The 11,482-nt window shown below is 64.6% G+C and carries 11 protein-coding genes and 1 pseudogene; all 12 read right to left on the reverse strand.

The features are described from left to right. Window positions 1-80 precede the first annotated feature (80 nt). Window positions 81-1,301: a hypothetical protein gene (locus tag AC1D34_RS32515; RefSeq protein ID WP_476826464.1), complete on the reverse strand. Its 1,221-nt coding sequence runs from the start codon at window positions 1,299-1,301 to the stop codon at window positions 81-83. Window positions 1,302-1,458: 157 nt separating this feature from the next. Next, entirely contained in the window at window positions 1,459-2,778 is a 1,320-nt protein-coding gene (locus AC1D34_RS32520) for a BatD family protein (RefSeq protein WP_476826465.1), read from the reverse strand. Continuing rightward, window positions 2,775-3,419 (reverse strand): tetratricopeptide repeat protein, encoded by a 645-nt coding sequence (locus AC1D34_RS32525; protein ID WP_441488127.1) that lies wholly within the window; start codon window positions 3,417-3,419, stop codon window positions 2,775-2,777. The genes AC1D34_RS32520 and AC1D34_RS32525 overlap by 4 nt, the downstream gene beginning before the upstream one ends. After that, on the reverse strand, window positions 3,416-4,336 hold the full coding sequence (locus AC1D34_RS32530; RefSeq protein ID WP_441506941.1) for a VWA domain-containing protein: 921 nt from the start codon (window positions 4,334-4,336) through the stop codon (window positions 3,416-3,418). Before AC1D34_RS32530 ends, AC1D34_RS32525 begins: the two co-directional genes overlap by 4 nt. Continuing rightward, window positions 4,333-5,097, reverse strand: a complete 765-nt coding sequence (locus tag AC1D34_RS32535) for a VWA domain-containing protein (protein WP_476826466.1) — start codon at window positions 5,095-5,097, stop codon at window positions 4,333-4,335. The genes AC1D34_RS32530 and AC1D34_RS32535 overlap by 4 nt, the downstream gene beginning before the upstream one ends. A gap of 103 nt (window positions 5,098-5,200) precedes the next feature. After that, on the reverse strand, window positions 5,201-5,698 hold the full coding sequence (locus AC1D34_RS32540; protein ID WP_476826467.1) for a DUF4381 domain-containing protein: 498 nt from the start codon (window positions 5,696-5,698) through the stop codon (window positions 5,201-5,203). Further along, on the reverse strand, window positions 5,695-6,696 hold the full coding sequence (locus AC1D34_RS32545) for a DUF58 domain-containing protein (RefSeq protein ID WP_441506944.1): 1,002 nt from the start codon (window positions 6,694-6,696) through the stop codon (window positions 5,695-5,697). Before AC1D34_RS32545 ends, AC1D34_RS32540 begins: the two co-directional genes overlap by 4 nt. Window positions 6,697-6,709: 13 nt before the next feature. Further along, the gene (locus AC1D34_RS32550; RefSeq protein ID WP_441506945.1) at window positions 6,710-7,696 is read right to left on the reverse strand and encodes an AAA family ATPase; all 987 of its coding nucleotides are present in this window, start codon (window positions 7,694-7,696) and stop codon (window positions 6,710-6,712) included. A 92-nt stretch (window positions 7,697-7,788) separates the two neighbouring features. Continuing rightward, window positions 7,789-8,763: a formylglycine-generating enzyme family protein gene (locus tag AC1D34_RS32555; RefSeq protein ID WP_441488133.1), complete on the reverse strand. Its 975-nt coding sequence runs from the start codon at window positions 8,761-8,763 to the stop codon at window positions 7,789-7,791. Between the two features lie 23 nt (window positions 8,764-8,786). Then, a complete protein-coding gene (locus tag AC1D34_RS32560; protein WP_476826468.1) occupies window positions 8,787-9,692 on the reverse strand; it encodes a polyphosphate kinase 2 family protein in 906 nt (301 codons plus the stop codon). A 2-nt stretch (window positions 9,693-9,694) separates the two neighbouring features. After that, entirely contained in the window at window positions 9,695-10,693 is a 999-nt protein-coding gene (locus tag AC1D34_RS32565) for an HAD family hydrolase (protein WP_441507036.1), read from the reverse strand. 68 nt (window positions 10,694-10,761) lie between these two features. Continuing rightward, window positions 10,762-11,482, reverse strand: a pseudogene (locus tag AC1D34_RS32570) (spermidine synthase); the annotation flags it as partial.

Here is an 11,482-nt window from a genome sequence, read left to right on the forward strand (position 1 = left end):
GGGGAGATCTCAGGGCGAGGCCGCGTAGCCAGCCAGGCTGGACGGTGTCGGCCAATGTGGATCGCCACGCGACCGCGCGATCAGAGCGGCCGAACGATGATCTGCGCCAAAATCCAGTTGACTGAGACGGCCCCGTTACCGAAGTCCTGGGCCTGGACCGTGCCGCTCACCGAGGCCAGCACGGCGCCCTTCGGGTGGCTGTCGTGGATCTTGACGAAATCCGCTGGCAGCTTGTCGCCCGCAACGAAGCTCCAAGGGCCGTTGGAAAGCGATTTGGAGCTGAACCAGCGCCCGGAGATCAGGACATAGTTCTCCTGGCTGGCGACGTCGATGACGACATGGCTGCTGGTGTTCTTGATATAGAGCAGCTGCGTATCCGGAATCGGCAGATATTCCGGATGACCCGCCGTCTGGATCAGCTCCGCCGGTCCGAGGCTGACATGCAGGGTCGGGATCGCCCGGCCTGCAACTGCTGCCTCGATGTCCACTGGCGGCGTGTCCATCAGATTGACCTGGGTCCCGRCTGCCTTCAACGCGCCGGCCAGACTGGCCGGAGGCTGTGGCGCCACGGCCCAGGGACCTTCAGGCGCCTTGCCATTCCACCACGTCTTCAGCGCGCGCAGGTAGTAGACGCCGGCAGCCTCGTCGAACAGGATCAGGGCGGGTGTGTTGATCACGCGCAGCAGCTTGCTGCCGGCAACCTGGCGTAGCTGGGGCTTGCCGTCGATCAGGACGAGCAGGGCCGGTGTTTCGCTGTAGACGATTTTGGGGGGCTCGTTGCGCACAGCCTGCGTCTGGTCGGTCTCGGCCTCGGAGACGGCAAGACTGGCCTGCAGGCGAGATAGCGAGATCGTGCGCAGGCCACCGGGGACATGCTCGCGCAACGTCGTCAGATAGGCGTTGGAATTGGCGGTGTCCGAGGGAAAATTCGCCCTGGTGAGCTCGATGCCATCCAGCGAGACGAGATCGCTTTCCTTGTCGACCGAGGTTCTCGCCTTCATCCAGATCACGCCCAGCGTCGGCGCCTGGCTGCCGGGACGCTGGATCGACACGGCCGAGCGGGCTTCGAGGATATCTCCCCGCCAGCTCTCGATCTGCGGTTGATAGATGGTGATGTCCTCCGCGGCATCCGCGACGGTGCGCGGCCAGGACTGGGTCGGGCTTGCCTGCGGCGCGGTTGTCGAGGCGGCTGCCGTTCGCGGGGTTTGGGCCAGGGCGATGGTGGGCGGCGGGAGAAGGAGGGTCACCGTCGCAATGAGGGCGACCGTGTGCTGGAACCGGGCCTTGAGGGGATGCTGCATGTCAGTCTTCGCTTTGAAATCGCATGGAAATTTCACATGGGAGCGATGGCTCCGAACCGTCGGGGCGAATTGTCGTGCGGTTGCGTGGAGCCCAGCCGCCGCGAGATATTTCCGATGAGACGCTGGGCGCTGGCATGATCGGCACTACATTGCGCAGTCATGCACTCTCCTGAGACGCAGGGCGCCGCGACGGAGGGGGCGGATTGAGCGGAGGGAGGGGTGGCGAGACGTGGACGAGGCCGCCCTTCTTGAGCGTAGGGAAGTGTGCGACCAGTTCTGCCAACTCCGCTCCGTTCTGTTTTGACCAACTGCCGCCCGTTCCGAACAGGGCGTGCTCGAGCTGCTTGATCAACGATTGCAAGCGGCTGTCCCGTCGCGCGGCGTCCTTGCCGTCTGGGGGCAATCGCTCCAGCCATGTCGCGAGCGCACGATAGCTCGCCGGAGCATCCCCGGTGCTGGCAATCCGGCGCAGAGTTTTTCGGGCAAAGGTCTCCGAGGCGAGATGTCTCTGCTCGCGCCTGCGCCATCGGGAGCTCAGCCAGGGCCAGAGCATGGCGCATGCGAGCAGGACCAGCGCGGCGCCGAGCACCGGAATGACGAATTTGCGCCAGTTCGCAATGGCGTTGCGCCAGGGCGGCTGCTGTGCCGGGGCGGCCGCCGTCGCGGCGACTTTCAACGTGACCCCGGCCACCGTCTCCGTCCGGGCTTGCCTGCCGTCGGTATCCCACCAGGGCTGCGAGAGACCCGGCAGAACATAGCTGCCAGGCTTCTCGAAGACATAGGTGGCCTTGTCGGTTCGAGAGCCCTCGACGGAGCCGCGATCGACCTTGTCGTCGACGACCGGCGGATCGACATAGACACGCACGCCCTCGGGCGCGGTAAAGCGAAAATCGACCATGCCGAGCGCCGGCACGCCCGTGGCCTTGCGCTGGATTGCGCGAGTGATCGCACTCCCGGCCGTGAAGGAAGACGACACCGGATCGGGAGACCAGGTCTCGCTGACGCGGACGTCGGATGCGGCAAGAACCGGACCGGAAGGGTCGATACCCGGTGGAACGGTGACCGAGAAATGTATCTGTTGTCCCTTGGCCGATCCGACGGGATCGCCGGCTCGGTCGAGAAGGGTGACATCGGCTGCCGGCACCTGGATATCGCCGCCGCGCCTTGGGAAAATCACGAACTCGAATCTCTGACCGACATAATCCTGATCGCCGATGCGATCCCGAATCGTGATCGCCTGAGTTTCGAAACGCAGGGTCTGGGCTCCTGGAGCCTCCGCGAGTTTGACCAGCGGCGGCCGTGGCATCTCGCTGGGAAACAGCACCTCGACATGCAGCTGCACCGGCTGGCCGATCACGATACCTTCCGAGGGTGCGATCGTCGTCCGAACCAGCGGCGTCGCAGCGGGGGCTTGCGCCAGTGCCGGGGCCATAGCCATCGCGAGCGCAACGACGACAGCCGCCACATGGCGCATCATGGCTGCGTCCCTGAGGCGGGCGATTGAAGCTGGTAGGAGAACTTCACGCGCAGGAAATCCGCGGGCCGGGTCTGAACCCTTTTGAGCCAGAGCGAGCGCACGGCCTCATCGGACATCGCCTGGGCGGGGTCCTCGATTGTCGTGTCCTCGCCGCCCTTCTTCGTCTTGTCGAAGACGATTTCATCGGGCTTGGACTCGGTGTTGTCATTGACCCCGCCTTCCGCCTTCTTGCGCTCGCCGCGGATGCGGGCGATCTCGCGGTTGGTAACGGCCTCCGGCCAGCCGGGCCGAAAGGTCAGCGCCCGGTCGTAGCGCTGCATGGCGTCATCGTACTGGCCGAGCATGATGAGGGCATTGCCCTGGTCATAGGCGCTCTCGGCGCTGTCGACCGCGGCAAAGGCCTGCGCTGCACTCTTGAAATCTCCCGCGCGGAAGAGGGCAACGCCCCGCCAGATCGGATTGCGAAAGGCATTGGCTGCGTCGGCAGGTCGGCCATTATCGAGCAGGATGCGGCCGCGCTGGTCCGGAGTCAGGAACAGGTTGGGCCAGCCGATGCGTTGGGCGAGGAGCGCTAGCAGGAGGACGGCGACGGCCGCGATGAGCGCATAGGGGGCACACATTTTGACGATCGGCCGGGTCATGTCAGCACCCATCCACGGCGGAACCAGAGCAGCGCGAGCAGGGCAAAGAGGGGCGTCAGCCAGTATCCTGCCTCCTGCCAATGCTGTCCTTCGCCAGCGACGTCGGCGGTGCGCCCGACGCGATCGAGCCTGCGCTCAATCGCGGTGATGTCCACCTGATCCGGCGTGGTCGCGACGACGGTCGCGCGAAGCGCGCGGGCTGCCTCTCCGGTGCTGGCTGCATCCAGATTGGCCGGTAGTAGAGACAGGATGGTGGTCGCGGCTACTGCGGCGGTCTCGCCCAGTCGGGCAAGCTGATCACTCGCGACCGTGTCGGCCATCACCAGGATCGAGCCGCCATGCCCGTTGCCGGCCAGTACCCGCTGCGCCAAGGCGAGTGCATTGGCAAGGTCGTCGCCCTCCTTGGGCATGATCGCGGGCGACAGGGCCTTGGCGAGATCCAGCACCACCGTGCTGTCCTGGGTTGGTGGCAGGACAAGATGGCTCGAGCCGGAATAGGCGATGAGACCGGTTGCTGCCCCCTCGCGGAGGCTCAGCAGGTCGGAGAGCTTTTGGCGAGCCCGGTCCAGCCTGGTCGGGGCGAGATCTTCCGTCATCATCGACGGAGTGACCTTGAGGACAATGATGACCGGCGGCTTCGCATCGGCGAAGGGCGAGGGTTCGCGCTGCCAGGCCGGACCGGCGACGGCGATGGTTGCGAGCGTCCAGGCCGCCAAGAGCACGGCATTGGGGGTGATGCGTGACACGGGGCCATTGTCGACCAGAAGATATTTCAGCAACTCGGGATCGATGATGCGGCGCCACCGGCCGGCTGTATCAGCGGCCCGGTATTCAAGCAGCACCAGGACAAGCGCCGGAAGGAAGGCGAACAGCCAAAGTGGGCGCTGGAAGTGGAATGCGGAAAGGGTTTCGATCATGGCGCCCCCTTCGAGATCGCGAGATCGTTGATCCGAAGCGCAGCACGCAGGTATCGGCGCCGCAGCATTCGCAGCGCCTGCAGCAGCAGCGACAGGCTCAGGCCCGCGGCCAAGGGCATCCAATAAATATCGCGCTTCGGGCGAAAACTCACCGTATCGATCTTGCGGGTCTCGATCTCGTCGAGCCGCTGGTAGATCTCGGCGAGTTGGGATCGGTCGAGCGCGCGGAAGAAGCCTCCCTTCGTCGTACTGGCGACCTCCTTGAGAGCGCCCTCGTCAAGCTTGTCTTCACCGGCCGCCGTGGGATCGCCGACGGCGACTGTATGGATGACGATGCCCCGGTCCCTCGCGACACCTGCGGCCTCTACGGGGGGGACCTTGCTGGCGGTGTCGTTGCCGTCGGTCAGCGCAATGATCGTCTTCGCCTTGACGGTACTGCGGTCGAAGAGCCCGATGCCGAGGCCGATCGCGTCACCGAAGGCCGTGCGCGGACCGGCCATTCCGACGACGGTGTCGCGCAGCAACGCGCGGCTCAGTTCGAGATCGGTCGTAAACGGCACGAGGACGAATGGCGCATCGCCAAAGACGACGACGCCGACCCGGTCGCCTTTGCGTCGCGACAGGAATTCGTCGAGCACCTGCTTGACCGCCGTCAGTCGGTCGACGGTCTTGCCCGATGCGTCGACGAAGTCCTTCGTGTCCATCGACCCGGACAGGTCGACCAGAAGCAGCAGGTCCCTGGTAGGACGGTCCTGATGCAACGGAGGTTCGATCGATTGCTCGCATGGGCGGGCAGAAGCAGCCAGACCGCTATCGGCAGGGGGGTGATCAGGGCCAGCCAGGGATAGGCGAAGGTCAGCATGGTCAGGCCTCCGCGACGGTAGGCGTGCGGTGGGCGCGGACCCATAGCTCGGCATGCCCGATGAGAAGCCGTAGTTCAGACGGATCCGGCTTGGTCCTTCCATCGAAGGCCTCGGTGAGCAGCCGATGTATCGTGGCCGGATCGAAGCCCGTGCCTGCCTCGTGTGCAACGAAATCGGCCCAAGCGGGGCCGCTGAGCGAGGCAATTTTGTCGCGGCCGTATTCGACCATGGCGACGCGCTTCATCACCGCGGAGATGCGGGCGACGGCGTCGGGATCGTTCTGCTCTATCCCAGCCGATATGGTCTCCAGTTCGGCGATCGCCGCGCGACGATAGGCGGCGGCGCGGTAGCGTTGGACCGCGCGCCAGGGCGGAACCGCGAGCATCGCGAGGCACGTTGCCGCGACGATCCAGAGACCCGGCGCGGGCGGCCAGAACGGAATGTCCGGAGGCAGCACCAGGTCGCGAAGATTGGCCAGGCTCCCGGGATCGTCGCTCATCGCAGCGGCCGCCCTTGCGCTGCCGCGGCCCGGCGTTCGCTGCGTCTGCCAATGAGTTCGCGGAACTGTGCCGCAACATCGAGGCTTGTCGAGATCGGAAGAATCGGGATCGCCCGATGGCGGGAGAGATCCGCCAGTCGTGCGCGCCAGTCTGCATGCTCGCGCGCGAACCGGCTACGCAGATCCTGAGAGGAAGAATCGATTTCGATCTGGCCAAGACTGGAGCTGAAAACGGCGGGGCCGACATCCGGCAGGTCACGCTCGAGCGGATCGTGAACGTAGACGGCCAGAACATCGTTGTGAGCACAAAGGCGGGTGATCAGCTGCGCCGTTTCCTCATCCTCGCCGGCCGCATCGGAGATCAGGCAGACCAGCCAGTCATGCGTCGCCATGCGGACCGCATGGCGAAGGGCTTCATTGAGCTGGGCCGCCGCCGACGTCGGTTCTGGCTGGCCCAGGGCGTGATTTTGCTTCACCACTTCCGAAAGCACGCGGATCACGCCGATATCACGCCCCTGCGGCTTGATGTCGACGATCTGCCGATCGCCAAAGACGACCGCGCCGATGCGATCGCCGAGGGAGGTGACGCGCCAGGCACTGAGTGCCGCGGCTTCGGCGGCTGCGACTGACTTCATCGCCCGCTGGCTGCCGAAGAACATCGTGCTGCGCTGGTCGATGATCAAAAGGACCGGCCGATCGCGCTCTTCCGAATAGACGCGGACATGAGGAGAGCCGAGACGAGCCGTCGCCAGCCAGTCGATCGAACGGGTATCGTCCCCCTCGAAATAGTGGCGCAACTCCTCAAAGTTCAGGCCGCGTCCCCGCAGGCGTGAGGCATGCCGGCCGGCAAGCAGGCTGTGAACCGGCTGGCGAGGCAGAAAGCTGAAACCCTTTGCACGGTGCTTCAGCCGCAGCAGGTCATCGAGCGAGACAAAGACGCGCGCGCCAGTTTCCGGAACGGCGCTGCCTGCTCCCTGTCTTTCCCGCATCAACGCCATGAGCCGCTCCGCCCTAGGCCGCGACCGCAACCAGTTTCATGATCTCGTCCAGCACACCGTCCGCATTCACGCCGTCGGCGCCGGCCTCGTAGCTGAGCGACAGGCGATGGCGCAGGCAGTCATGGACAATCGCCTGGACATCTTCGGGCGTGACATAATCGCGTCCGTTGAGCCAGGCATAGACGCGCGAGCAGCGATCGAGTGCGAGCGAGCCGCGCGGGCTTGCCCCGACTGCGATCCAGTTCTTCAGCTTGTCGCCGAATTCGGCGGGCCTGCGCGTCGCGGCGACAAGGGCGACCATATAGGTCTCGACGACCGCTTTCGTCGTCACCCGGTCGATCTCGGAGCGCGCCTCGAAGATCAGCTTCTGCGGGATCTTCGGCGGAGGCTGCGCGGCAGCACCCGTCGGCTCAGCAGCTTCCCCGCGAACGAGCCGCATCACCTTCACCTCATCGGCATCGGTGGGGTAGTCGATCCGGATATGCATGAGGAAGCGGTCCATCTGCGCTTCCGGGAGAGGATAGGTTCCCTCCTGCTCGATCGGGTTCTGGGTCGCGAGTACCATGAAGAGGTCGGGCAGGTCGTAGCGCTTGCCGGCGACCGTCACATGCCGTTCCTCCATCGCTTCGAGGAGCGCCGACTGGACCTTGGGCGGGGCGCGATTGATCTCGTCAGCCAGGACAAGATTGCCGAAGATCGGGCCCTTGCGGAACTCGAACTGACCGTCGCCGCGCAGGATCTCGCCGCCGGTGACGTCCGAGGGGAGAAGGTCCGGCGTGAACTGAATGCGGCTGAAGTCGGATTCGAGATTATTCGAAAGGCTCTTGATGGCGCGGGTCTTGGCGAGGCCCGGCAGGCCCTCGAGCAGGACATTGCCATTGGCAAGCAGTGCGACGACGAGCCGTTCGACGACGCGTTCCTGGCCGATGATGTCCTGGTTGATCCGCTTCTGCAGATCGACGACCGCATCCCGAGCCGCCGATCCCCTGCCGTCGCTCATCAGCCTGTTCCCTCCGGAATGCGAATGGGGCTTTCGCCGGAATTCTGAACGAAGCGGCGCTCTAGTCAGCAACGTAACCGTTACAGCTGCATTCAGGTCGGGGGGATGGGCTCGGTCCGGACCACGCAACGGAAGCCGACATGGCTCGTCGAGGTATCCACCGGTTCGGCATGGCGGGCGGCCGGGCGATAGCGCCGGCAATAGCTTGGTGCGCAGAGATGCGAGCCGCCCTTCAGGACCCTGCGCGGAATGCGGATCGCAGGCTGACGCGGATCATAACTGTTGGCCTCGGGGCCGCCGCGGGGATTTTGCGGCACGCAGCAGGCCTTGGGTGCATCGCCTTGATGGCGTGTCGACCAGAAATCCGTTGTCCACTCCCAGACATTGCCGATCATGTCGTGGACGCCATAGCCGTTGGCGGGAAAGGCGCTGACAGGAGAGGTGCGCGCAAACCCGTCTTCCCGCGTATTCTCGTGGGGGAAATTGCCCTGCCAGGTGTTGGCCATATGACGTCCGCCAGGCGTCAACTCGTCGCCCCAGGCGAACTCGACATCCTCAAGCCCGCCACGTGCGGCGAATTCCCATTCGGCCTCGGTCGGCACGGCCTTTCCGGCCCAGGCTGCATAGGCTTCGGCATCGCGATAGGCGACATGCACGACCGGGTGGTCGTCGAGCCCCTTGATCGACGACCCCGACCCATAGGGTTTGCGCCAGGTCGCGCCGAACTGGAATTTCCACCATTGCGACCAGTCGCGCAGGTCGACCGCATGGGTCGGCGGGTTGAACATCAGCGAGCCTGCTCGCAGCATATGGGGCAGGGCGCCGGGATAGTCCTTTGGGTCCGGCGGGATCTCGGCGAAGGTGACGTAGCCGGTTGCTTCGACGAAGGCGCGAAACTGCGCATTGGTGACCGGAGTCGCGTCGATCCAGAAACCATCGACCGTGACGCGATGGCTCGGCGCCTCCTCCGGATAGTGCTTGTCCGAGCCCATGCGGAAGGTTCCGCCGGGAATGCGGATCATGCCGCTCAACGTGTCGATCCTGTCCAGTACCGCGCCATCCGTCATGGTCGTCGGGCCTCCGCTGCTGTTCAATCCGCCTTGGCGCGCTCGGACCGCTCCTCGCTCGCCAATACCTTGCGCGCCTGTGCCATGGCCTTGCGCATGTCGTCGTCGACCGTCGGAAACTGTGGGTCGAGCTGTTCGAGCTTTTCGCCAATGGCTGCCGCCACGGCGAGCCGCGTGAACCATTTGTGATCTGCGGGAATGACGTACCAGGGCGCGCTCTTCGTCGCGGTGCCCCGGATCGCATCMTCATAGGCACCCATATACTCGTCCCAATGACCGCGCTCGGCCAGATCCCTTGAGTCGAATTTCCAGTTCTTGTCCGGTTCGTCGATCCGGGCGAGGAGACGGCGCCGCTGTTCGTCCTTCGAGACATGGAGGAAGAATTTCAGGATCGCGACGCCGTTGCGCGAAAGGTGCTGCTCGAAATCGCGCATGCTCTCGAAACGCTCGCGCCAGATATCGTCTGTGATCAGCTTGGGCGGGAGGTTCTGCGCTTCGAGGACCGAGCGATGGACCCGCGCGACCAGGACCTCTTCATAATAGGAACGGTTGAAGATCCCGATATGACCGCGTTCCGGCAGTGCGCAGGTGGTGCGCCACAGGAAATCGTGCCGCAGCTCAATGGTGCTTGGAGCCTTGAAGGACGTCACCTCGCAGCCTTGCGGGTTGATGCCCGACATGACGTGCTCGATCGTGCCGTCCTTGCCGGCCGCATCCATCGCCTGGAAGATGACGAGGAGCGACCAGCGCCCTTCGGCGTAGAGCCGCTCCTGCAGCGCGTGCAGACGCTTGACCCCGGCTGCCAGCAACTCCTTGGCGTCGTCCTTCTCACTGTCGAAACCGCAAACATCGGCGGGGTCGACGTCGGAAAGCCGAAACTTGTCGCCGTCCGTGATCCTGAAGCGCTTGACCACGTCTTCCTTGTTCATCGCTACGGCTCCGGCGGAAAGACAGCCTTCCAGTCCGACTTCATGTCGACAATGGTCCAGCCGTTGGCTTGGCCCTCATCGAGAGCCTTGTCGAGCTTACCGATAGGCGACTTGCGGTCATAGGCCCATTCGCGCTCGGCATCGGTGTGATGGATGATGAGGGCCAGGCGTGGCCCATCGCCGGCCGTCGTATATTGCAGCATCTGCAGGTCGCCGTCGGAATTGCCGAAGGCCAGGATCGGTCGCCGGCCGATGAAGCGGTTGATCCCGACAGGCTTTCCGGGACCGTCATCGATGAACTCGACCTTGGCGTCCTTGAACAGTTCGGGCTTGCCGCTCGGGCTCAGCCTGAATGTCACTGCACCGGCGGAGCCGACCACCTGTTCGGGCGGGATGCCATAAACCTTGTCGGCGAAGACGCGCATGAATTCGACGCCACCGCCCGAGACGATGAAGGTCTTGAAGCCGTTGGCGCGCAGATAGGTCAGCAGCTCCAGCTGCGGCTGGTAGACCATCTCGGTATAGGGGCGCTTCTTCGTCGGGTGCCGCGCGGTGTTGAGCCAGCTGACGACCAATCGCTCGAATTCCCGTGTCGTTATCCCGGAATGGGCAGCCGCCATGATCTGCAGGAGGCCCTTTTCTCCGGAGGCCGCCAGCCCCTTCATGTCGCCGGCCAGGACCGACCTGTAGGGTTCCTTGCTCTTCCACTCCGGATACAGGGGAGCGAGCCGCTTCACCTCGTCGAAGGCGAACTGAAGCTGGAAATAGACCGGCTGCTCGGCCCAGAGCGTGCCGTCATTGTCGAAGGTGGCGATGCGCTCCGCCGGCTTGACGTAATTGGGGCCGCCCTCCTGCGTTACCCTTCTGACGAATTCGACGATGGCGGTCTTTGCCTTRCCGTCGTTCCAGGATGGCAGAGGGTCGGATTGGGCGAGGACGGCGCCATTCCACGCCCAGGATGAGACCAGGAACAACGCGGCCAGGGCAGCTCGAACGTTCAGCACCGGGTTCTCCTTCTCAATGTCGGGCTTCCGGGGGCGGGCATCCCGCAGAACGCTTCCGCGCTCGCTCATTCGCGAGGGCCCCCTGTGAACCAGTTATAATAGGGGTTGGTGGGATCGGCCTGGATCACGCGCCGCATCTGCCGCGCCCAGCGCGCCCGGTCGCCGACATAAGCGGCAAGGCCGGCATCGTAGAATGTCACGAGTCTGCTGCGCTCATTTGCAAGATCGGCCCGGAATGCATCGTCGGCGCCGATGACCGGCGGTTCTCCCTGCATCTCCAGGAGAATGGGCAAGGTCCGCGCCAGTTCGAGCCGCCGCACCCAGCCTGCATATTCGATGCGCGGATCGTCATCCGTCACGGGGCGAGCAGCGCTTGCATAGCGCTCCAGCCCCTGCCGATCGGTGACGAAGGTCGCGAGGAGAGCCGCAGGGGAATCGATGCCGACATCACTCAGAGCCTTTGCCACCTCCGGCTGTGCGAAGCGGCCGGCGATCCTCTGCAGATCCAGCGAAACCGGTTCTTGCGAGCCGATCAGCAGCATCTCGTGCAGCTCAGTGGTCCAGAGGGTGGCGTGCGGGAAGACGTCGAGGAAGCTGCGCACCAGAGACCGCGTGTCTTCGTCGTTCTGGGTCGGCAGGGGCAGCCACTGCGCGACGAGGCCCCCCTCGGCAAGGCGCGATTGAGCCAGAGCATAGAAATCGCTCGAATACAGGTTGGCGACGCCCGCAGCAGAGGGTGGCGGCGGTTCGAGCGTGATCAGGTCGTAGCGATCCGGGTTGCGCAGG

The sequence above is a fragment of the Allobosea sp. P1_A7 genome, assembly GCF_056406775.1.